This window comes from Pseudomonas haemolytica (assembly GCF_009659625.1).
GTDB classification, from domain to species: Bacteria; Pseudomonadota; Gammaproteobacteria; order Pseudomonadales; family Pseudomonadaceae; genus Aquipseudomonas; species Aquipseudomonas haemolytica.
Genome location: NZ_VOIW01000001.1, coordinates 1,310,807 through 1,331,057, shown reverse-complemented (window position 1 = coordinate 1,331,057; position 20,251 = coordinate 1,310,807). Strand labels below are relative to the sequence as shown.

22 protein-coding genes are annotated in these 20,251 nt (G+C 60.0%); 18 read left to right on the top strand and 4 right to left on the bottom strand.

The genetic code is table 11. The annotated features are described in order from the left end of the window. Nucleotides 1–257: 257 nt before the first annotated feature. Entirely contained in the window at nucleotides 258–527 is a 270-nt protein-coding gene (locus FRT59_RS06270; protein ID WP_034116826.1) for a hypothetical protein, read from the bottom strand. A 280-nt stretch (nucleotides 528–807) separates the two neighbouring features. Here FRT59_RS06270 and FRT59_RS06265 point away from each other — a divergent pair, with 280 nt between their 5' ends. Next, on the top strand, nucleotides 808–1,911 hold the full coding sequence (locus tag FRT59_RS06265; RefSeq protein ID WP_034116827.1) for a sigma-54 interaction domain-containing protein: 1,104 nt from the start codon (nucleotides 808–810) through the stop codon (nucleotides 1,909–1,911). On the opposite strand, the gene FRT59_RS06260 is transcribed toward FRT59_RS06265, so the two are convergent. Continuing rightward, nucleotides 1,900–2,265: an antibiotic biosynthesis monooxygenase gene (locus FRT59_RS06260; RefSeq protein WP_034116828.1), complete on the bottom strand. Its 366-nt coding sequence runs from the start codon at nucleotides 2,263–2,265 to the stop codon at nucleotides 1,900–1,902. The genes FRT59_RS06265 and FRT59_RS06260 overlap by 12 nt on opposite strands. Nucleotides 2,266–2,365: 100 nt before the next feature. On the opposite strand from FRT59_RS06260, the gene soxR reads away from it, so the two are divergent. Together soxR and FRT59_RS06250 are read left to right on the top strand one after the other, a co-directional pair. Further along, entirely contained in the window at nucleotides 2,366–2,815 is a 450-nt protein-coding gene (gene soxR / locus FRT59_RS06255; RefSeq protein WP_034116829.1) for a redox-sensitive transcriptional activator SoxR, read from the top strand. Nucleotides 2,816–2,908: 93 nt separating this feature from the next. Beyond that, entirely contained in the window at nucleotides 2,909–3,367 is a 459-nt protein-coding gene (locus tag FRT59_RS06250; RefSeq protein WP_153870660.1) for a VOC family protein, read from the top strand. A 112-nt stretch (nucleotides 3,368–3,479) separates the two neighbouring features. On the opposite strand, the gene FRT59_RS06245 is transcribed toward FRT59_RS06250, so the two are convergent. Next, on the bottom strand, nucleotides 3,480–4,721 hold the full coding sequence (locus FRT59_RS06245; protein ID WP_167524250.1) for an MFS transporter: 1,242 nt from the start codon (nucleotides 4,719–4,721) through the stop codon (nucleotides 3,480–3,482). A gap of 400 nt (nucleotides 4,722–5,121) precedes the next feature. Between FRT59_RS06245 and FRT59_RS06240 the strand changes: the two genes are divergently transcribed. From FRT59_RS06240 to FRT59_RS06205, 8 genes are read left to right on the top strand one after another with little or no spacing between them, the layout of a single operon-like run. Continuing rightward, complete coding sequence (locus FRT59_RS06240) at nucleotides 5,122–6,324, top strand: PepSY-associated TM helix domain-containing protein (protein ID WP_153870659.1); 1,203 nt, start codon at nucleotides 5,122–5,124, stop codon at nucleotides 6,322–6,324. Next, nucleotides 6,321–6,857: a thiamine pyrophosphate-binding protein gene (locus tag FRT59_RS06235; protein WP_153870658.1), complete on the top strand. Its 537-nt coding sequence runs from the start codon at nucleotides 6,321–6,323 to the stop codon at nucleotides 6,855–6,857. Before FRT59_RS06240 ends, FRT59_RS06235 begins: the two co-directional genes overlap by 4 nt. Next, entirely contained in the window at nucleotides 6,854–7,177 is a 324-nt protein-coding gene (locus tag FRT59_RS06230) for a hypothetical protein (RefSeq protein ID WP_153870657.1), read from the top strand. The genes FRT59_RS06235 and FRT59_RS06230 overlap by 4 nt, the downstream gene beginning before the upstream one ends. Continuing rightward, nucleotides 7,174–7,734 (top strand): DUF6162 family protein, encoded by a 561-nt coding sequence (locus tag FRT59_RS06225; RefSeq protein WP_153870656.1) that lies wholly within the window; start codon nucleotides 7,174–7,176, stop codon nucleotides 7,732–7,734. Before FRT59_RS06230 ends, FRT59_RS06225 begins: the two co-directional genes overlap by 4 nt. Nucleotides 7,735–7,753: 19 nt before the next feature. Next, nucleotides 7,754–8,674: a metal ABC transporter substrate-binding protein gene (locus tag FRT59_RS06220; protein WP_034116836.1), complete on the top strand. Its 921-nt coding sequence runs from the start codon at nucleotides 7,754–7,756 to the stop codon at nucleotides 8,672–8,674. Continuing rightward, entirely contained in the window at nucleotides 8,671–9,417 is a 747-nt protein-coding gene (locus tag FRT59_RS06215) for a metal ABC transporter ATP-binding protein (protein WP_034116837.1), read from the top strand. Before FRT59_RS06220 ends, FRT59_RS06215 begins: the two co-directional genes overlap by 4 nt. Further along, nucleotides 9,414–10,313 (top strand): metal ABC transporter permease, encoded by a 900-nt coding sequence (locus FRT59_RS06210; RefSeq protein ID WP_153870655.1) that lies wholly within the window; start codon nucleotides 9,414–9,416, stop codon nucleotides 10,311–10,313. The genes FRT59_RS06215 and FRT59_RS06210 overlap by 4 nt, the downstream gene beginning before the upstream one ends. Further along, nucleotides 10,313–11,275, top strand: coding sequence for a metal ABC transporter solute-binding protein, Zn/Mn family (locus FRT59_RS06205; protein ID WP_153870654.1), 963 nt, complete (start codon nucleotides 10,313–10,315; stop codon nucleotides 11,273–11,275). Before FRT59_RS06210 ends, FRT59_RS06205 begins: the two co-directional genes overlap by 1 nt. On the opposite strand, the gene FRT59_RS06200 is transcribed toward FRT59_RS06205, so the two are convergent. Beyond that, complete coding sequence (locus tag FRT59_RS06200) at nucleotides 11,256–11,981, bottom strand: UTRA domain-containing protein (protein ID WP_034116839.1); 726 nt, start codon at nucleotides 11,979–11,981, stop codon at nucleotides 11,256–11,258. The two genes, FRT59_RS06205 and FRT59_RS06200, sit on opposite strands and share 20 nt — an antisense overlap. Before the next feature lie 351 nt (nucleotides 11,982–12,332). Here FRT59_RS06200 and FRT59_RS06195 point away from each other — a divergent pair, with 351 nt between their 5' ends. The 7 genes from FRT59_RS06195 (at nucleotide 12,333) to FRT59_RS06165 (ending at nucleotide 20,154) form a co-directional block, all read left to right on the top strand. Further along, a complete protein-coding gene (locus FRT59_RS06195; RefSeq protein ID WP_034116840.1) occupies nucleotides 12,333–13,409 on the top strand; it encodes an ABC transporter substrate-binding protein in 1,077 nt (358 codons plus the stop codon). Between the two features lie 187 nt (nucleotides 13,410–13,596). After that, nucleotides 13,597–14,403 (top strand): alkaline phosphatase family protein, encoded by an 807-nt coding sequence (locus FRT59_RS06190; protein ID WP_153870653.1) that lies wholly within the window; start codon nucleotides 13,597–13,599, stop codon nucleotides 14,401–14,403. After that, the gene (locus tag FRT59_RS06185; protein WP_034116842.1) at nucleotides 14,400–15,236 is read left to right on the top strand and encodes an ABC transporter permease; all 837 of its coding nucleotides are present in this window, start codon (nucleotides 14,400–14,402) and stop codon (nucleotides 15,234–15,236) included. Before FRT59_RS06190 ends, FRT59_RS06185 begins: the two co-directional genes overlap by 4 nt. Then, on the top strand, nucleotides 15,223–16,023 hold the full coding sequence (locus FRT59_RS06180; protein WP_034116843.1) for an ABC transporter permease: 801 nt from the start codon (nucleotides 15,223–15,225) through the stop codon (nucleotides 16,021–16,023). Before FRT59_RS06185 ends, FRT59_RS06180 begins: the two co-directional genes overlap by 14 nt. Beyond that, the gene (locus FRT59_RS06175) at nucleotides 16,020–17,009 is read left to right on the top strand and encodes an ABC transporter ATP-binding protein (RefSeq protein ID WP_153870652.1); all 990 of its coding nucleotides are present in this window, start codon (nucleotides 16,020–16,022) and stop codon (nucleotides 17,007–17,009) included. Before FRT59_RS06180 ends, FRT59_RS06175 begins: the two co-directional genes overlap by 4 nt. Before the next feature lie 33 nt (nucleotides 17,010–17,042). Further along, nucleotides 17,043–17,696 (top strand): HAD family hydrolase, encoded by a 654-nt coding sequence (locus FRT59_RS06170; protein ID WP_153837882.1) that lies wholly within the window; start codon nucleotides 17,043–17,045, stop codon nucleotides 17,694–17,696. A 376-nt stretch (nucleotides 17,697–18,072) separates the two neighbouring features. Then, nucleotides 18,073–20,154: a carboxy terminal-processing peptidase gene (locus FRT59_RS06165; RefSeq protein WP_233094286.1), complete on the top strand. Its 2,082-nt coding sequence runs from the start codon at nucleotides 18,073–18,075 to the stop codon at nucleotides 20,152–20,154. Nucleotides 20,155–20,251: the final 97 nt, after the last annotated feature.

Genomic DNA, 20,251 nt, shown 5'->3' with positions numbered 1-20,251 from the left:
CGTCAGAAAGCACCCGACACGGAATTACACGCCGCAGACGGCTGATGCGACCCCGAAGTCCATTCAATTTGGAATGTCTTGCAATGCAATTCCACTGCGAAACTACTACATGGCACAAAGCCAAAGAGACAGGAACAACCAGACACTCTACTCAACCATCCGCCTGCGCAATGCAGCCATGATGAGTTGTCAAGGTTAAGTTCTAGCCGACAGATATTGGCCCGTCAAACCCGACAACACACCTGTCGTCACCTGGGTTAACTCGCACGACCGCTGCGCTGTGCAGCCCGCTGCGCATTCATTTCAGCCTGGTGATCAAAGCCGAAGGCTTTCTGCGACTGGCCAGTCAGTGCGGCGCGCTGCTGTTGATATTCATCAAACGACAAGCCTCGACGGCTCAGCGCTTCCAATTCCAGTTGTTGGGTTTCTTGCGCCGTGTAGGGGCGCAATTCTGGCGATGGGTGGCTCGCACATCCGGCGAGCACGGCGGTGGCAAGCAGCAACGAGATAGCGAGTAGACGATTCATGGGAGGGGCCTGTCGGGGGAGGTTTCGAGTCAATGAACACAGGCTACTCCCGCCCCCTGCCGGTTAAAAATCATCGTCCGTGATAGTTGCTATCAACCGTTACGGCGTCTCAGATAACACAGATCATATATTCACTTAAGATCTATAAATATGGATATACGTTCGTTTACGGAATAACCGTATCCCTCTATATCTGGGCACCCAAACGGCAAGAACTCGGCGACTGGGCGTTGAACCAGTCTCTTCCGATTCCGCCGTTCTATTCCTGAAAGAGGTGCCCATGCAGCTTTTAACCCTACCGCCCTCGCCCGCCCTCGCGACCTCGATCCGCGCCACGGCCCAGGTCTTCGAAGACCCGAAATCCCAGGCGCTGCTGGACCATATCCAGCAAGTGGCGCCCAGCGAAGCCAGTGTGCTGATCATCGGCGAGACCGGCACTGGCAAGGAGCTGGTAGCGCGGCATATCCACAACCTCAGCGCTCGGCGCAACCGGCCATTTGTGGCAGTGAACTGCGGGGCCTTCTCTGAATCCCTGGTGGAAGCGGAGCTGTTCGGCCACGAGAAAGGTGCGTTTACAGGCGCTCTCAGTGCTAAGGCCGGCTGGTTCGAAGAGGCAGACGGCGGCACCTTGTTCCTCGATGAGATCGGCGATCTGCCGATGACCATCCAGGTCAAACTGCTGCGGGTGCTGCAGGAGCGTGAAGTGGTGCGCGTGGGCTCGCGCAAGAGTATTCCTATCGATGTGCGGGTCCTGGCCGCCACCAATGTACAGCTGGAAAAGGCAATCAACGCCGGGCATTTCCGTGAAGACCTCTACTATCGCCTCGACGTGGTCAGCCTGGAACTCAGCCCACTGCGCGAGCGCCCCGGCGATATCCTGCCGCTGACCCGGCACTTTATCGATGCCTACAGCCAGCGCCTGGGGTACGGCCCGATTACGATCAGCCGGGAAGCCGAACACAAGCTCAGGAGCTACAGTTGGCCGGGCAATATCCGAGAGTTGGAAAACGTGATTCACCACACGTTGCTGATCTGCCGTAACGGGGTGATCGAGCGAGACGATCTGCGCCTGTCAAATATGCGCATCGAACGCCAGGACGACAGCCAGTACGGCACCGATAACAGCGCCGAAGCCCTGCTCGCACGGGCTTTTCAGAGGCTCTTCGAAGAACAGGCCGGTGCCCTGCACGAAAAGGTCGATGACGCGTTATTGCGTGCCGCTTACCGCTTCAGCCATTACAACCAGGTGCACACCGCCAACCTGCTGGGCCTGAGCCGAAACGTCACGCGCACACGCCTGATCAAGATCGGCGAGTTGGCGGTGAACAAGCGCCGGCCTGGGGAAAACGTGCAAGGCGAGCGGATGCTGCATCTATCCATTTAGCCGGCAGTGCAAAGCGTCGTCCTGGCTGCGCTCGAAACTGCGCAGCACCTGGAATGAACCGAAGGTCACCGCCGTGGCCTGGTGAGCGCGGATCAGCGTCCAGAAATCTTCATCACCCTGCTCAAAGCACTTGAAGGCGGCCTCACCGTCTTCGCGGGATTGCCATTGCAGGTAATTGAGCACCCGTCGCCCATCATCGCTGACCTGCACGCTGGCACTCAGGAACCCGCCATGTTTTTCGGCCAGACGCTCGCTCTGGGTGGTCAAGGCCGCCACCAGGGCAGATTGCTGACGGGGTTCGATCTGAAACTCGATCAATTGAGTGAAGCTGCGATTTTTCTCTGATACCTGCATGAACACTCCCCTTTCTCTGTAGGCAGAATCTTGCGATTCGATGCCACGCAGGGTAAAACCTCTAGTTAAGTCGAGGTCAAGTACTGTTTGGGAGTTATTCATGCTCAATAAAGAACTCAGCGTCGGTCAGTTGGCTGCGCGCAGCGGCGTGGCAGTCACCGCGCTGCACTTCTACGAATCCAAAGGGCTGATCAAGAGCAACCGCAATGCCGGCAACCAACGGCGTTATCCACGCGATGTACTGCGGCGAGTGGTGGTGATCAAAATCGCCCAGCGTTTAGGCATTCCGCTGGCGACGATTGGCGCGGCGTTGCAGGCATTGCCGGATGGGCGTACTCCGAATGCTCAAGACTGGGAGCGCTTGTCAGCGCTGTGGCGTGAAGACCTGGATGAGCGCATCAACAAGCTGATGCTGTTGCGGGACAAGCTCAATGGCTGCATTGGTTGCGGGTGCCTCTCGATGCAAGCGTGCCCGCTGCGTAACCAAGGCGATAAGCTCCGTGAGTACGGGCCGGGTGCCCAGTTGCTGGAGCCCACCATACAGCCTTGACATGAACACCTCGTCGGTTGCCCGCAGGCCACGCGCTACGTGGCCTATAGTGAATAGGCCGTCGCTCCAAAACCACAATCCGAGGAGAACGATATGAGCGTTAAACCTATTCCCGAGGGTTACCACGGTATTACCCCCTATCTGGGGATCAACGAGGCCGCACACGCGATCGAGTTCTACCAGAAGGCCTTTGGCGCCTCAGTGTTAATGCGCCTGGACATGCCCGACGGCAGAGTCGGTCATGCCGAGCTGCGTATTGGCAAAGCGGTGATCATGCTGGGCACACCGTGCGATGAAACAGCCCTGCGCAATCCGGATACCCATCCCAGCGTCGGTTTGCATCTGTATGTAGACGATGTGGACGCACAGTTCAAACAAGCCGTTGATGCCGGCGCCATCGAAGTGTCCGCGCCGAAAGACCAGTTCTATGGCGACCGCTCCGCAAGTGTGAAAGATCCATTCGGTCACCTCTGGTTCCTGGCCACCCATAAGGAGGACCTGACCGAGGAGCAAATCCGCCAGCGTGCCGTAGAGATGTTCAAGCAAAGTTAACCCTGTGGGCTTGAGCTTGCTCGCACCAGCTGAACACCCTCCACAGAAGAACGTGCGCGTAGCCTCTACTGCGGCAAGCTGCGCGCCTGTGTGGAGTTTCTACAGGAGCACTTCAAGGGTTTGTCGATCTGACACCCCGATAAGCATTGCAGCCCAGCCATATCGTCATGACCATCAAGGCGGTCAATGGCAGCCCATGGAACAACACGATCACCTGGGCCGGTGTCCACGTCACATAGAACGGCCCGACCACCAGCATGCCCACGCCAAAGCCGGCCATCTGGATCAGGGTCAAGAGGCTGAACAGCGGCAAGCGCAAGCTATCGGGCTCGCTTTGCGCACGAGAGATCAACGCCACCTCGGACAACCCATCGCCCAGCCCCGCCCACACCACCAGCAACAGCGCCATCCACAGTTCGGTCTGCTGGAATGTCAGGATGAACCCGCTGGACATCAACGCCACACCGAGCATGAACAAGCGTTCCATTCCTTGGGTGCCACGGCCTTTCAACACCGCACTGGCGATGCGCGCGCCGACGAACTTGCCGCAGGCCCACACCGCCAGCAGATAACCCATGACCGTCTTGGCCGTGTCTGGGGAAATGTACTGCGAGAGCACCGGCCAGCCGACGTTATGGGCCGCGCTGCCAAGGGTGTCGAGCATGCTGATCAGCAACATCGCGGCCAGCACCGGTGCACCGCGCAGCCCCTTGGTCAGTTCGTGCCATTCGGCGGCAAGCCCGCGATGGGCGGCAACGGTAACGCTATACAACGCACGCAAGGGCAAGACCAGGCAAGCGGCAATCACATAGGTGCCGATGTTGACGGCAAACACCGCTTCAAATCCCCCCGTGGCGATCAGCAAGCCTGCGAGCAAACTGCCGAAGACCGCCCCGGTAGCGGCCGCCGAGGTGATCCATGCGTTGGTATTCACCCGCTGCTCAAGCGCGACCCAGGTGGGCAACTGACTGTTGAGGCCAATGGCAAACAGCGAATTGCACAGGCCGATGCCGAAGGCGATAAAGGGCAACAGCGTGAGTTGATGGGCCGGTAACAGCACCAGCAGCGGCGTCAGCAACAGCGCCCGGGCCAAGTCCAGCCCCGCCAACGTGCCACGCCCCGCAAACCGGCGAAAGAACGGGATGCCAAACAAGCTGGCGAGAATCCCGCCAGTGACCCGGCACGCCAGGAAGATGCTGACAAACACAACGCTCTGGCTGAGCCAGTACACATAAGTGGACAACGCCACCATGTTGAGGAACGCGCCGAAATCCGACACGCCGCGGGCAAAGATGATCAGGCGTGCGTTGCGGGTCGACAGTGTCGATTGAGGATCTACGTTCAGCACGTCCATGTTACGAACTTTCCTTTAGTGAGCCGACGTCCATGTCGGCTCCACTTAAGTCGACGAGGCACGCCGTGTCAACCGAGCCAGGGCGCACACCGTGTGGGAATCGATGTGTGTGTCGTAGAGGGTTCTGGCAGTCATTTTCTGGAGGGCTCGCTCGATGGTGTCGGCCCATCCTACCCAGCCCCATCAATGGCGACGGAGTGACCGCATGAAACATGTTTCGTGTTCGATCAGCCCCTAAATGCTACTTGAATGTGAACCTGAAACATTTTCTTTCATATGCGCCTTAGGGATTTCTCATTCTCATCCGTCTTAATTTAGATACAGCCTGTCGCGTCAGCAAAAGCTACGACCGGCCTTTTCCGGGCCTCCATCGCCCCCTCCGATCAAGACCCTCATTCATATGTCCAAGAAGTCACGCTCCAAACTCTGGTTTCTCGTACATAGCTGGCTGGCATTGCCCATCTGGTTCTTCGTACTGATCGTCTGCGTTACCGGCACCCTGGCGGTGGTCAGCCAGGAAATCGTCTGGCTGGCAAACCCGGATATTCGTGCGAGCAAGCCGTCGGATGAAGCCCAACCGCTGAGCTACGACCAAGTGATCGCCGCGATCAAACGCGAAGAACCCCAAGTGTTCATCCAGTCGATCAGCCGCCCCGACGAATCCCACTTCGCTCTCAGCGTAGACCTCAGCTACCCCGACGGGCGCTCCGTCGAGGTCTACGTCAATCCCTACACCGGGGCGATCCAGGGCATCAGCCCATCGTTCAACTTCCAGGAATTTACCCGCGCCCTGCACGGCTGGTGGCTGGTGCCGTTCACCAATGGCTACAGTTGGGGTTGGTATTTGGTGTCGGCCCTCGGCATACCGCTGCTTGCGTCACTGGTGACAGGGCTGGTGGTATACAAGAAGTTCTGGAAGGGCTTCCTGCGGCCCACCTTGCGTGTGCGCCACGGTGCGCGAATCTTCTGGGGAGACTTCCACCGGTTGAGCGGCATCTGGTCGATCTGGTTCATTGCCGTGATTTCCGTCACCGGCATCTGGTTCCTGATCCGCGCCATCCTGGGGGACAACCATATTTCGATTTCCACCGAACCCGTCATCCCGGTGATTGCCCGGGATAAGGTGCCGATGTCGGCGCCTGGCGTACCGGCGCCAATGATTCCCGTGGATGACGCTATCAAAATCGCCACGCAGCGTATCCCGGGCCTGGAGCCAAGCTTCATCAGCCTGCCCCTTAACGCTTACAGCCACCTGCAGATCGGCGGACGGGGCTGGTACCCGCTGATGTACCAGACCGCACAGATCAACCCCTATGACGGGGAGGTCGCCGCCGCACACTTGTTGTCCGACCGTTCGAAACTGGAATTTGTCACCGAGTCCATGCGCCCGCTGCACACCGGCGACTTCGGCGGATTGTGGATCAAGCTGATCTGGGCGTTCTTCGGCCTGATCATGAGCATGATGGTGCTCAGCGGCCTGCTGATCTGGACCAAGCGCACAGCACTGGCCACCCTCAACGCGCTCAAGCGCGAAGCCAAGACGCAATGTCAACCCGCTGCCATCCCGGCCATGCAGGCTCAAGCCTCGGAGGCCCAGCGATGAGCAAGGTTGCGACTGTACCGCCTTCCCCTCTGCGCGCCTTCTGGCTGAAATGGCGCTTCCACATCAACATTCTGCTGTTGCTGGTGCCCCTGGGCTTCATGCCCAAATACTTCGCCGATGCCGCCCTGTTTCGCGGTGACAGCGGCATCGGCGAGCGCGTGGCCGGGGAAGTGCAAGTCGGCCCCTGGAGCCTGACCCTCGTCGAGTTCCGCAATGAAGGCCCCCGCCCGAACCCGGCCGGCCCGTTGAAATTCTTCAATGCCGCCCTGTGTGACACCTGCGCCAATCAGGTCAAGGCCACTTACCTGCGTATCGGCAAACCACGCAGCCTGCGCGCTGCCGGGGTGATTTTCTTTGGCACGCCGTACCGCATGGGCGCTGCCTTGCCGGTGCCGGAACGCACACCGGTAGATGCCGAAGTGTGGGTGACCATGGAAGGTTGGGACGGCAGCATGCACCAGGGTTCCATCCCGCTGAGCCAGGCTTCGCCTGCCACTATTGCCTGGCTGAACAAGCAAGGAGTCAAACCATGACGTTCAAGCGCCTGACCCGCGCCGCGCTGTTGCTGTGCGCCGGTTTCAGTACCACCGCCTTTGCCCACAACCCGATGTGCGAATGCAAGGAAATCCCCGGCGAGCAGATCCAATGCAAAGGCGGTTTCTCCGACGGCAGCGGCGCCCCCGGTGTGACCCTGGATGTGATCGGCTACGACGAAACCATCCTGGTGCCGGGCAAGCTCGGTGAAGATTCGACCCTGACCTTCAAGAAGCCCGCGGCCGAGTTCTATGTACTGTTTGACGCCGGCCCCGGCCACGTGGTGGAAATCGACCAAGCGGACATCCAGGCGCAATGAGTACTACACAGGTTGTACGCCCCGCTGGCGCTGGCCATGAAACCCTCTACGTGCTGCTGTTGTGCCTGATCATCCTGGCGGTGGCGGGCACGGTGGTGGCCCTGCACGGCGAAACCCAGGAAGTCGCGGCGGTACCGAGCCATCAGTTGGACGCCCGCCGCGACTTGAGCGCTGCCGAGCAAGGCATCTACGCCGACCTGCGGGTGACCCTGGACGAGATCCACTTGCTGCAGCAGGAGCAAAGCGCCTTGCCCACACCTGAGCAACTGGCTGAAGAAGGCTTCGCACCGTTTGCCCAGGATGCCAGCTCGGTCAGCCGAGGCGACCACCGCTGGCAGTTGCTCGCACCGGCCGCCTACCTGGGCTTGAGCCAGGCACCGGCCACCAGCGGTTCGCTGCTGATGCGCGTGCAGGGCACCGAGCCGGATATCTGGCTCAATCGCAGCGCCAACCTCGCCGCCCCTTCCGACCTCACTGACCAGGGGCTGATCGCGGCCGGCTGGCAGCAAGTGGTCGCGCAATTCGATGCCGGCGTCACCCGCCAGCATCGTCACTGAACGAGAAGACCGATTGCCCATGTCTATTTCATCGCCCCTGTTGCGCCTGTTGCTGGTCAGCTTCCTCAGCCTGATGCTCGCCCCACTGGCGAATGCCGAGGCGGCCAAGCGCCTGCGTATCGGCATCACCCTGCACCCTTATTACAGTTATGTAGCCAATATCGTCGGCGACAAGGCCGAGGTGGTACCGCTGATCCCGGCCGGCTTCAACCCCCACGCCTACGAGCCACGCGCCGAAGACATCAAGCGCATCGGCACCCTGGACGTGATCGTGCTCAACGGCGTCGGCCATGACGACTTCGCCGACCGCATGATCGCCACCAGCGAGCGCCCGGACATCCCGGTGATCGAAGCCAACGCCAACGTGCCGCTGCTGGCCGCCACCGGCAATGCCGCGCGCGGTGCGGGCAAGGTAGTCAACCCGCACACCTTCCTGTCGATCAGTGCATCGATTGCCCAGGTCAATAACATCGCCCGCGAACTGGGCAAGCTCGACCCGGACAACGCCAAGGCCTACACCCAGAACGCCCGCGCCTACGGCAAGCGCCTGCGCCAGATGCGCGCCGACGCCCTGGCCAAGTTGACCAGTGCACCCAACCCGGACTTGCGCGTGGCCACGGTGCATGCAGCCTACGACTACCTGCTGCGCGAGTTCGGCCTGGAAGTCACCGCAGTGGTCGAGCCGGCCCACGGTATCGAGCCAAGCCCCAGCCAGTTGAAGAAGACCATCGACGAGCTGCGCGCCCTGGACGTGAAGGTAATCTTCTCGGAGATGGATTTCCCTTCCACTTACGTCGACACCATCCAGCGTGAATCCGGGGTCAAGCTGTACCCGCTGTCGCATATTTCCTACGGCGAATACAGCGCTGAAAAATACGAAGTGGAAATGACCGGCAACCTCAACACCGTGGTCCGTGCGATTCAGGAGTCGGGGGCATGACGGCGGCGGAACAACTGAACGTAGTCAGCGTCGGCCCGACCCTGGCCTTCGACAAGGTGTCGCTGACACTCGGGCGCACCGTGATTCTCGACGGCGTGAGTTTCCAGGTACAGCCGGGCAGCATCCATGCGTTGGTCGGCCCGAATGGCGGCGGCAAAAGCTCGCTGATCAAGACCCTGCTCGGGCAGACGCCTCACCAGGGGCGCTTGAGCCTGGAGTGGCCGACCACGCCCGGCACCATCGGTTACGTGCCCCAGGCGTTGGAGTTTGACCGCGGATTGCCGATGACCGTCGACGATTTCATGGCCGCCATGTGCCAGCGGCGACCGGCGTTTCTCGGCCTGTCCAGGCATTACGCGGCGGCGATTGGCGATGCCCTTGAACGCGTTGGCATGCAAGACAAGCGCAAGCGCCGCATGGGTGCGTTGTCTGGCGGCGAGCGCCAGCGCGTGCTGCTGGCCCAGGGCCTGATTCCGGCGCCACAATTGCTGGTGCTGGATGAACCGATGTCGGCCCTCGACGAAGCGGGTATCCAGGTGTTCGAGCGACTGTTGAATGATTGGCGCCTGGCCGGGATCACCGTGCTGTGGATCGAGCACGACCTGGAAGCCGTTGGCCGCCTGGCCGACCGCGTCACCGGCCTGAACCGCCGTGTGCTGTTCGACGCCACGCCGAAAGAGGCGCTGACTCCGGACCGCCTGCTGACCCTGTTCTCCACCCACCCTCGGAGCCCGGCGCAATGAGTTATGAAGCCTTTCGCTTGATGGTCCAGGGCTGGGCCTCTTCCGGTTACCTGCCGGAAGCCCTGGCCTATGGGTTTGTGGTCAACGCCCTGCTCGCCGGCCTGCTGATCGGCCCGGTACTTGGCGGCCTGGGCACGCTGGTGGTGGTCAAGCGCTTTGCGTTTTTCTCCGAAGCGGTCGGCCATGCTGCACTGACCGGCGTGGCCGTGGGCATCCTGCTGGGCGAACCCTATACCGGCCCCTATGGCAGCCTGTTCGGTTATTGCCTGCTGTTCGGCATCCTGCTCAACTACCTGCGCAACCGCACCGGCCTGGCGCCAGACACCTTGATCGGCGTTTTCCTGTCGGTGTCCCTGGCGTTGGGTGCCAGCCTGCTGCTGATCCTGGCCGGCAAGATCAATGTGCACATCCTCGAGAACGTGCTGTTTGGCTCGGTGCTGACGGTCAACGGCAATGACTTGCTGGTATTGGCCATCGTGGGCTCGCTGGTAATGGCCCTGGCATTGCCGCTGTACAACCGCATCATGCTCGCCAGCTTCAACCCGCAATTGGCAGCGGTACGCGGTGTGGCGGTGAAGACCCTGGACTACCTGTTCGTGATCTTGGTGACGTTGATCACCGTGGCGGCGGTCAAGGTCATCGGCGCGATCCTGGTCGGTGCGCTGCTGGTGATTCCCGCCGCGGCGGCGCGCCTGTTGAGCCAGTCGCTCAAGGGGTTCTTCTGGGTCTCGGTGCTGATCGCCACCGTCAGCACCCTGTGCGGCATTTTGCTGCCGATCATCTTCGACCTGCCGATCCCGTCTGGCGCCGCAATCATCCTGGTCGCCGGTATCGCCTTCGCCTTCGCCGCCATCGCCCGCGGTATTGTGCCCAGCCTTAAAGGGAATCTTGGATAATGCGCCCCGTCTTTCGCCCACTGGCCTTGGCCATCGCTTGCTTGATCAGTACATCGGCGCTGGCTGCCGTTGATGGTTTCGATCCGAAGGAGTTCAAGGCCAACCACGGCCTCGGACATGCCGCGCTGACCAAGGCCAAGTCCATAAAACCGGTCAAGGTCCTGGCCTCGCTGCCTATCACCTACGGCTTGGCCGAGGTGCTGCTCAAAGGCACAGACGTGCAACTTGAACGTGCGGCCCCGGCCAACCTGCCCGGCTCGCGGCAAGTCTCCTACTTCACCGGTCGTGGCGCAGCGGCACTGAACACCTTGGCGCTGGACGCCGACGCCGCCATCGGCCTGCGCTCGCTGTGGGCCGATGACCCGCTGTACCCGGTGGCGCGGCGCAGCAATATCCGCATCATCGAAGTGGACGCCGCACGCCCGGTGGACGGCGGCTTGCCAGGCATCGCCGTGCAACCTGGCGCCACCGACGGCTTGAACAGCCAGCCCTGGCAATCGAGCAACAATATGGGACGCATGGCCGATGTGATGGCCGCTGACCTGAGCCGCCTGGCTCCGAGCGCCAAACCGAAGATCGACGCCAACCTGGCCGCGCTCAAGCAACGCCTGCTCAAGCTCAACGCCGACAGCGAAGCGCGACTGGCCAAGGCTGATAACCTGAGTGCGGTCAGCTTGAGCGACCACTTTGCCTATCTGGTCAGCAGCTTGAACCTGGAAGTGCTCAGTACCGATGCGCGGCCAGATGCCGACTGGACGCCTGAGGCGTTGCACAAACTCAGCGCAGAGTTGAAGGACAACGACGTGGCGGTGGTGCTGCATCACCGTCAACCGAGTGAGGCGGTGAAGGCTGCTATCACTGCCGGCGACTCCAGACTGCTGGTGTTGAATGTTGACGGTGCCGACCCGGTGACAGAGTTGGAAACCAATGTGGATCAGGTGATCAAGACGCTGACGCCATGACATCCACCCCAACATGAATCGCATCATGTCGCCAGAACTCCAAGTCACAATCGATCAGGCGCTGGTGCTGGTCATAGTTAACCCGGGCGATGCGCAAGCCCGGGCTGCCCACCGATACACGCAATGCCGCCGCAGCTTCCACCGGCAGTGAAGTCGGCACAATCTCGAAACGCACCCGCCCATAGTGCAAGTCGTAGTTGCGCGCATACAACTCGGTCATCGACTGATTCAAATCACACGCCAGGATCCCCGGGAAATACCCGGGGTTCAGGTAGTGCTCCACATACAGCACCAGGCGCCCGTCGATCCTGCGGCTGCGGCAAATCTGGATCACGCTGGACAGCGCCGGCAACTGCAACCACGCACACACCGCCGCCGACGCCGGTTGCAATCGCGCGCTGATCACTTCAGTGGCGGCCACACGCCCCTGGTCACTGACCATCGCGTGAAAGTGGCTGCGCTGCATCAGGTTGTAGGCCAACCGCGGCGGCGACACGAACCAGCCACGGCGCTCTTCACGATAGATCTGCCCTTGGGCCTCCAGTTGTAACAAGGCTTCGCGCACGGTAATTCGAGTGGTACCAAACAACTCGCTGAGCTTGCGTTCGGCGGGCAGTTTGCTGGCTGGCGGCAACAGGCCGTGGTCGATCTGCTCTTGCAGCGCCAGGCCGATGGAGGTTACCGCCTTGATTGCCTCATCACGCATCAACGTTACCTATCTGGACTAGACCAGCACCGTTCAGGTGCACAAAACACGCTATGTCTGGGTTTTTACTCTTACCTGCCAGCCTAGGCATTACAGATGACCGACACATGACAGCAGGTGTCGACGGCCCGTACCACGCCCTGCAATACATCGGCCAAGTCCAGGGCCTGCGGGCACTTGGGCATGGTCTACGCTAAGTCTGAGCTGAGCGACATCAGCGCTTTGAAAACGACATCGACATGAAACTGTCATCCATCGGGCCTAGATTGGCTCAGGTATTGCTGACCTAGACCAAACCACCGCTAACGTTCGTATAAAACGCCGCGTTGAAAACGCCCAAAGGAGCTTCGGATGAAACAGCTTTTCCTGGCATCACTGTTAGGCTCGACCATTGCCATGTGCACTGCCGCCATGGCTGCTGATACCGATTTGAAAACGCTGGAAGCCGCCGCGAAAGCGGAAGGCGCCGTCAACAGCGTCGGCATGCCCGATGACTGGGCCAACTGGAAAGGCACCTGGGAAGACCTGGCCAACACTTATGGCCTCAAGCACATCGACACCGACATGAGCTCGGCCCAGGAAATCGCCAAGTTCAAAGCCGAAAAAGACAACGCCAGCGCCGACATCGGCGACGTGGGCGCAGCCTTCGGCCCCATCGCGGTGAAGCAGGAAGTCACTCAGCCGTACAAACCTTCCACCTGGGCGCAGGTGCCGGACTGGGCAAAAGACAAGGACGGTCACTGGGCCCTGGCCTACACCGGCACCATTGCCTTCATCGTCAACAAGAAGCTGCTGCACGGTTCCGAGGTTCCTACCAGTTGGGCTGACCTGCAGACCGGCAAGTACAAAGTGTCGGTGGGTGACGTGAGCACCGCCGCACAGGCTTCCAACGCGGTACTCGCCGCCGCCATCGCCAACAAAGGCGACGAGAAAAACATCGCGCCGGGCCTACAATTCTTCACCAAGATTGCCCAGCAAGGTCGCCTCTCGCTGTCCAACCCGACCATCGCCACCATGGAAAAAGGCGAAGTCGAAGTGGGTATCGTCTGGGACTTCAACGGCCTGAGCTACAAAGCCAAGATGGCCAACCCGGATGACTACGTAGTGCTGATCCCATCGGACGGCTCGGTGAAATCCGGCTACACCACCATCATCAACAAATACGCCAAGCACCCGAACGCCGCCAAGCTGACCCGCGAATACATCTTCAGCGATGCCGGCCAGTTGAACCTGGCGAAGGGTAATGCGCGTCCGATCCGGGCTGAAACCGACCTGAAGCTGCCGCTGGATATCGCCAAGAACCTGATCCCGGGCGAGCAATACACCAAGGCCAACCCGCAGCCGATCAAGGATGCCGATGCCTGGGAAGCGACCTCCAAGAAGCTGCCGCAAATGTGGAACGAGCAGGTCATCGTAGAAATGAAGTAAGGGTTTATCCCACATTGGAGACCCTGTGGAGATCCAATGTGGGAGGGGGCTTGCTCCCGATAGCGGTGTGTCATTCAACACATTTATTGGCAGGCCCACTGCAATCGGGAGCAAGCCCCCTCCCACACTTGGTCCGAATTCTTGCGGACAATCGAGTTAAATCATCTGTTGCGGAGCCCCAGCCCCCATGAACCACAATGTCATCCTTGTCGTACTCGACGGCCTGAACTTCGAGGTTGCGATGCACGCCATGGGGCACTTGCAGGCCTATGTCGGCGCAGGACGCGCAGCCCTCTACAAACTGGAATGTGAACTGCCCGCCCTGTCCCGCCCGTTGTATGAATGCATCCTCACCGGCGTAGCGCCGATTCACAGCGGCATCGTCCATAACAACGTCTCGCGCCTGTCCAACCAGCGCAGCATTTTCCATTACGCCCGCGACGCCGGCTTGACCACTGCGGCGGCGGCTTACCATTGGGTCAGCGAGCTGTATAACCGCACGCCCTTTCTCGCCGCCCGCGATCGTCACACCGACGACAAGGCGCTGGCGATCCAGCACGGGCATTTCTACTGGAATGACCACTACCCGGACTCCCACCTGTTTGCCGATGCCGAAAGCCTACGGCTCAAGCACGCGCCGAATTTCCTGGTGGTGCACCCGATGAACATCGACGACGCCGGCCACAAGCACGGCCTCGACACCGCGCAATACCGCAACAGCGCACGCTCGGCCGACATCATCCTGGCCGACTACCTGCAAGGCTGGCTCGACGCCGGCTATCAGGTGCTGGTCACCGCCGACCACGGCATGAACAACGACCGCTCTCACAACGGCCTGTTGCCGCAAGAGCGTGAAGTACCACTGTTTGTGCTCGGCGACGGATTCAGCCTGGATAGCAACGCCGCGCCAAAACAGACCGAACTATGCGGCACGGTGTGCGAACTGCTCGGCGTGCCCCACGACAAACCTGTATGCCGGGAGCTGTTGAAATGAGCCGCGGCAAATGGTTGGCCCTGCTCTGCCTGGTGCCTTTCACGCTGTTCTTTATCGTGTTCGAAATCGCCCCACTGGTGTGGGTGCTGATCAACAGCCTGCAAACCGAAGAGGCCGGTTGGGGGCTGGAAAACTTCACCCGGATCTTCAGTTCAAAGTTCTACTTGCAGGCGATCCAGTTCAGCCTGGAGATCAGTTTCTACTCCAGCATCTTCGGCATCATCATCGCCACCCTGGGCAGCTACTCCCTGCGCCGGGTGGATTCGCCGCTGCGCAACTTCGTCACGGCCTTTGCCAACATGACCAGCAACTTCGCCGGCGTGCCCCTGGCCTTCGCGTTCATCATTCTGCTGGGCTTCAACGGCAGCATCACCATCATGCTCAAGCAGGCCGGGATCATTCAGGACTTCAACCTGTACTCGAAGACCGGCTTGATCATCCTCTATACCTACTTCCAGATTCCCCTCGGCGTGTTGCTGCTCTACCCGGCCTTTGACGCATTGCGCGAAGACTGGCGTGAGTCGGCCGCCCTGCTCGGCGCGAATGGCTGGCAGTTCTGGCGGCATATCGGCTTGCCGGTGCTTACCCCTGCCCTGCTCGGCACCTTCGTGATCCTGCTGGCCAACGCCCTCGGCGCCTATGCCACGGTGTACGCCTTGACCACGGGCAACTTCAACGTACTGCCGATTCGCATTGCGGGCCTGGTCTCCGGAGACGTGTCCCTCGACCCGAACCTGGCCAGCGCCCTGGCCGTGGTACTGGTGGCGCTGATGACCGTGGTCACCGTGGTCCATCAACTGTTGCTCAAGAGGAGCTACCATGTCTCGCGCTGAAGCCGGCCCAGCCGCCCTTTACCATCGGATAGTGGTAGCCCTGTTGTTCCTGATCCTGGTGCTGCCGCTGATCGGCACCTTTGTCTACTCGATTGCCAGCAGTTGGTCGGCCACCATCCTGCCCGCCGGTTTTACCGTGAAGTGGTACGTACAGCTGTGGAGCGACCCGCGCTTTCTGATGGCATTCGGGCAATCGCTGCTGGTGTGCGTGGGGGCGCTGATCCTTTCGGTGGTGTTGATCTTGCCGCTGCTGTTCGTGGTGCATTACCACTTTCCCAAGCTCGATGCGCTTATGAACATTCTGATCCTGCTGCCCTTTGCGGTGCCGCCGGTGGTGTCCTCGGTGGGTTTGCTGCAACTGTACGGTTCCGGGCCGCTGGCGATGGTGGGGACGCCGTGGATCCTGATCGGCTGCTATTTCACCGTGGCGTTGCCGTTCATGTACCGCGCGATCACCAATAACCTGCAAGCCATCAACCTGCGCGACCTGATGGACGCCTCGCAACTGCTCGGTGCCAGCACCTGGCAGGCCGCGATCCTGGTGGTGCTGCCCAACCTGCGCAAGGGCCTGATGGTGGCGCTGCTGCTGTCCTTCTCGTTCCTGTTCGGTGAGTTCGTGTTCGCCAACATCCTCGTCGGCACCCGCTACGAAACCCTGCAGGTGTACCTCAACAACATGCGCAACAGCAGCGGCCACTTCACCAGTGCCGTCGTGATTTCCTATTTCTTCTTTGTGCTGGTGCTGACCTGGGCCGCCAACATCTTGAACAAGGACAAAAGCCAATGAGCTTCGTCAGCGTCCAACACCTGCAAAAAAGCTACTCCGGCACCCCGGTGTTCAGCGATATCAACTGCGAAATCGCCAAGGGCGAGTTCGTCACCCTGCTCGGCCCGTCCGGGTGTGGCAAATCCACCCTGCTGCGCTGCATTGCCGGGCTGACCCCGGTGGACAGTGGCAAAATCCTGCTGGACGGCCAGGACATCGTGCCCCTGAGCCCGCAGAAACGCCATATCGGCATGGTGTTCCAGAGCTATGCACTGTTCCCCAACATGACCGTGGAACAGAACGTCGCCTTCGGCCTGCGCATGCAAAAGGTCAACGCTGACGACAGCCACAAGCATGTGCAAGAAGTGCTGCAACTGGTGGAACTCACGGACCTCGCCGGCCGCTACCCGCACCAGATGTCCGGCGGCCAGTGCCAGCGCGTCGCCCTCGCTCGCTCCCTAGTGACCCGCCCGCGCCTGCTGTTGCTGGATGAACCGCTGTCGGCGTTGGATGCGCGAATTCGCAAGCACTTGCGCGAACAGATCCGCCAGATCCAGCGCGAACTAGGGTTGACCACGATTTTCGTGACCCATGACCAGGAAGAAGCCCTGACCATGTCCGACCGCATCTTCCTGATGAACCAGGGCAAGATCGTACAGAGTGGCGATGCCGAAACTCTCTATACCGCGCCGGTGGATGTCTTCGCCGCCGGTTTTATCGGTAACTACAACCTGCTCGATGCCGACAAGGCCAGCCAGTTGCTGCAACGGCCGATCAGCGGGCGCATTGCGATTCGCCCCGAGGCCATCGAATTGAGCCGCAGCGGCGAACTCGATGCGCTGGTACGCAGCCACAGCCTGCTGGGTAACGTGATCCGCTACCGCATCGAAGCCCGGGGCGTGGAGTTGGTGGTGGACGTGCTCAACCGTTCAGCCGACGACCTGCACCCGGATGGCCAGCGCCTGGCACTTTCCATCGACCCCAGCGCCCTGTGTGAAGTAGCCTGACAGACAGTGACCTTTTGAGAGAGAGCATGACGGATGGCATTGGTAATTTTTGATCTGGACGACACCTTGATCCACGGCGACTGCGCGACCCTGTGGAGCGAACAGATGGGCCGCCTCGGCTGGGTCGATCCAAAGTCGTTCATGGCCAGGAACAACGAGCTGATGGACGCCTACAGCCAGGGCAAGCTGTTGATGGAAGACTTCATGAATTTCAGCCTGGAGCCGATGATCGGCCGCACGCCGGAAGAAATCGAGCATCTTGTGGAGCCATGGGTCGAGGACGTGATTGAACCGCTGATCTACAGCGACGCCACCAAGACCATCGCCCGGCACCGTGCGAATGGCGACCGGATCCTGGTGATTTCCGCATCGGGCACTCACCTGGTCACGCCGATTGCGGCGCGTATCGGTATCGATGAAGTGCTGGGGATTAACCTGGGCGTCAGCCATGGTGTGTACAGCGGCCGTACCGAGGGTGTACTGACTTACCGCGAAGGCAAGATCACACGTTTGCTCGAATGGCTGGAACAGGAAGGCGAAACCCTTGAAGGTGCGTACTTTTACTCCGATTCACGCAATGATTTGCCATTGTTGCTGAAAGTGGATCACCCGCAGGTGGTGAACCCGGACCCTGTATTGCGTGAGCATGCTGAAAAGGCTGGCTGGCCTATCCACCACTGGGCCTGACACTGAGCTTTGCGGACTGAAATCCAATCAAATGTGGGAGCGGGCTTGCTCACGAATGCGGTGGGTCAGTAAAAAATGTTTCATCTGGCCCACCGCGTTCGCGAGCAAGCCCGCTCCCACACTGACCGCATTTCAGTCTGGGAGCCGGCCGGGCTGTTGGCAATATGGACTACACCGAATGTAGGACTGGGTTGTTCTGACCCTCCACCTGCCCTTCAACGCCTTGCAATGCTTTCACAGTGCCTCCATAGTGAGTCTGGACTGAGCCCGTTGCTGTATCGCCGGGCTTTTTGCATTATGCGACCGGACCATATGGAACCGGCTCCCTCAAAGACGGCCTAATATGCGTTATCAATTGCCCCCGCGTCGAATCAGCATGAAGCATCTGTTCCCAAGCACCGCCCTCGCTTTTTTCATTGGTCTCGGCTTCGCGTCGATGTCGACCAATACGTTCGCAGCCAATAGCTGGGACAATCTTCAGCCTGATCGCGATGAGGTGATTGCCAGCCTCAACGTCGTCGAGTTGCTCAAGCGCCATCACTACAGCAAGCCGCCGCTGGACGACGCTCGCTCGGTGATCATCTACGACAGCTACCTCAAGCTGCTGGATCCGTCGCGCAGCTACTTCCTGGCCAGCGATATCGCTGAGTTCGACAAGTGGAAGACGCAATTCGACGACTTCCTCAAAAGCGGCGACCTGCAACCCGGCTTCACCATCTACAAGCGTTACCTGGACCGCGTCAAAGCGCGTCTGGACTTCGCCTTGGGTGAGCTGAACAAAGGCGTCGACAAGCTCGATTTCACCCAGAAGGAAACCCTTCTGGTGGATCGCAAGGACGCCCCTTGGCTAACCAGCACCGCAGCCCTCGACGACCTGTGGCGCAAACGCGTCAAGGACGAAGTGCTGCGCTTGAAGATCGCCGGCAAAGAGCCCAAGGCCATTCAGGAGCTGTTGACCAAGCGCTACAAGAATCAACTGGCGCGCCTGGACCAGACCCGTGCCGAAGATATCTTCCAGGCCTACATCAATACCTTTGCGATGTCCTACGACCCGCACACCAATTATCTGTCGCCTGATAACGCAGAAAATTTTGATATCAACATGAGTCTGTCCCTGGAAGGCATCGGTGCCGTCCTGCAAAGCGACAATGACCAGGTGAAGATCGTCCGCCTGGTGCCGGCAGGTCCGGCAGACAAAACCAAGCAAGTCTCCCCTGCCGACAAGATCATCGGCGTGGCCCAGGCCGACAAGGAGATGGTCGATGTGGTCGGCTGGCGCCTGGACGAAGTGGTCAAGCTGATCCGTGGGCCAAAAGGCAGCGTGGTGCGCCTGGAAGTGATTCCACACACCAATGCCCCTAACGACCAGACCAGCAAAATCGTGTCCATCACCCGTGAAGCGGTGAAGCTCGAAGACCAGGCCGTGCAGAAGAAAGTCCTCAACCTCAAGCAGGATGGCAAGGACTACAAGCTGGGCGTGATTGAAATCCCGGCCTTCTACCTGGACTTCAAAGCCTTCCGTGCGGGTGACCCGGACTACAAGTCCACCACCCGCGACGTGAAGAAAATCCTGACGGAACTGCAGAAAGAAAAAGTCGACGGCGTGGTCATCGACCTGCGCAACAACGGCGGCGGTTCCCTGCAGGAAGCCACTGAGCTGACCAGCCTGTTTATCGACAAGGGCCCGACCGTGTTGGTACGCAATGCTGACGGCCGTGTCGACGTGCTGGAAGACGAGAACCCGGGTGCCTTCTACAAAGGGCCGATGGCGCTCCTGGTCAACCGTCTCTCGGCCTCGGCCTCGGAGATTTTCGCCGGCGCCATGCAGGACTATCACCGCGCCCTGATCATCGGCGGCCAGACCTTCGGCAAAGGCACCGTGCAGACTATCCAGCCGCTGAATCATGGCGAGCTTAAACTGACGCTGGCCAAGTTCTACCGGGTTTCCGGGCAGAGTACCCAGCATCAGGGCGTGCTGCCGGATATCGATTTCCCGTCGATCATCGACACCAAGGAAATCGGTGAAAGCGCATTGCCTGAAGCCATGCCGTGGGACACCATCCGTCCTGCCATCAAGCCGGCGTCAGACCCGTTCAAGCCATTCCTGACGCAATTGAAAGCTGATCACGACACCCGCTCCGCCAAGGATGCCGAGTTCGTGTTTATCCGCGACAAGCTGGCCTTGGCCAAGAAGCTGATGGAAGAGAAAACCGTCAGCCTCAATGAAGCGGATCGCCGTGCACAGCACTCCAGCATCGAAAACCAACAGCTGGTACTGGAGAACACCCGTCGCAAGGCCAAGGGCGAAGACCCGCTCAAAGAGCTGAAGAAAGAAGATGAAGACGCACTGCCGGCCGAGGCGGATAAAACCAAGCCGGAAGACGACGCCTACCTGGCCGAGACCGGCCGGATCCTGTTGGATTACCTGAAAATCACCAAGCAGGTGGCCAAGCAGTAAGTGATGGCAATTTAATATGGTCGCTCTTGGGAGTGTCATCATATAGACATCATTCTGTCGTGAAATGGAAGGACCGCAGGTTTTAAGCCTGCGGTCC

What these genes read in the sequence shown, in the direction of transcription:
- FRT59_RS06195 (WP_034116840.1), top strand. Translation starts at nt 12,333, where the DNA reads ATGAAACAGCTTTTCCTGGCATCACTGTTAGGCTCGACCATTGCCATG.
- FRT59_RS06170 (WP_153837882.1), top strand. Translation starts at nt 17,043, where the DNA reads ATGGCATTGGTAATTTTTGATCTGGACGACACCTTGATCCACGGCGAC.
- FRT59_RS06225 (WP_153870656.1), top strand. Translation starts at nt 7,174, where the DNA reads ATGAGTACTACACAGGTTGTACGCCCCGCTGGCGCTGGCCATGAAACC.
- FRT59_RS06200 (WP_034116839.1), bottom strand. Translation starts at nt 11,981, where the DNA reads ATGCGTGATGAGGCAATCAAGGCGGTAACCTCCATCGGCCTGGCGCTG.
- FRT59_RS06165 (WP_233094286.1), top strand. Translation starts at nt 18,073, where the DNA reads ATGAAGCATCTGTTCCCAAGCACCGCCCTCGCTTTTTTCATTGGTCTC.
- FRT59_RS06185 (WP_034116842.1), top strand. Translation starts at nt 14,400, where the DNA reads ATGAGCCGCGGCAAATGGTTGGCCCTGCTCTGCCTGGTGCCTTTCACG.
- FRT59_RS06220 (WP_034116836.1), top strand. Translation starts at nt 7,754, where the DNA reads ATGTCTATTTCATCGCCCCTGTTGCGCCTGTTGCTGGTCAGCTTCCTC.
- FRT59_RS06210 (WP_153870655.1), top strand. Translation starts at nt 9,414, where the DNA reads ATGAGTTATGAAGCCTTTCGCTTGATGGTCCAGGGCTGGGCCTCTTCC.
- FRT59_RS06260 (WP_034116828.1), bottom strand. Translation starts at nt 2,265, where the DNA reads ATGCAGGTATCAGAGAAAAATCGCAGCTTCACTCAATTGATCGAGTTT.
- FRT59_RS06180 (WP_034116843.1), top strand. Translation starts at nt 15,223, where the DNA reads ATGTCTCGCGCTGAAGCCGGCCCAGCCGCCCTTTACCATCGGATAGTG.
- FRT59_RS06235 (WP_153870658.1), top strand. Translation starts at nt 6,321, where the DNA reads ATGAGCAAGGTTGCGACTGTACCGCCTTCCCCTCTGCGCGCCTTCTGG.
- FRT59_RS06245 (WP_167524250.1), bottom strand. Translation starts at nt 4,721, where the DNA reads ATGGACGTGCTGAACGTAGATCCTCAATCGACACTGTCGACCCGCAAC.
- FRT59_RS06250 (WP_153870660.1), top strand. Translation starts at nt 2,909, where the DNA reads ATGAGCGTTAAACCTATTCCCGAGGGTTACCACGGTATTACCCCCTAT.
- FRT59_RS06230 (WP_153870657.1), top strand. Translation starts at nt 6,854, where the DNA reads ATGACGTTCAAGCGCCTGACCCGCGCCGCGCTGTTGCTGTGCGCCGGT.
- FRT59_RS06240 (WP_153870659.1), top strand. Translation starts at nt 5,122, where the DNA reads ATGTCCAAGAAGTCACGCTCCAAACTCTGGTTTCTCGTACATAGCTGG.
- FRT59_RS06205 (WP_153870654.1), top strand. Translation starts at nt 10,313, where the DNA reads ATGCGCCCCGTCTTTCGCCCACTGGCCTTGGCCATCGCTTGCTTGATC.
- FRT59_RS06190 (WP_153870653.1), top strand. Translation starts at nt 13,597, where the DNA reads ATGAACCACAATGTCATCCTTGTCGTACTCGACGGCCTGAACTTCGAG.
- FRT59_RS06265 (WP_034116827.1), top strand. Translation starts at nt 808, where the DNA reads ATGCAGCTTTTAACCCTACCGCCCTCGCCCGCCCTCGCGACCTCGATC.
- FRT59_RS06215 (WP_034116837.1), top strand. Translation starts at nt 8,671, where the DNA reads ATGACGGCGGCGGAACAACTGAACGTAGTCAGCGTCGGCCCGACCCTG.
- FRT59_RS06175 (WP_153870652.1), top strand. Translation starts at nt 16,020, where the DNA reads ATGAGCTTCGTCAGCGTCCAACACCTGCAAAAAAGCTACTCCGGCACC.
- soxR (WP_034116829.1), top strand. Translation starts at nt 2,366, where the DNA reads ATGCTCAATAAAGAACTCAGCGTCGGTCAGTTGGCTGCGCGCAGCGGC.
- FRT59_RS06270 (WP_034116826.1), bottom strand. Translation starts at nt 527, where the DNA reads ATGAATCGTCTACTCGCTATCTCGTTGCTGCTTGCCACCGCCGTGCTC.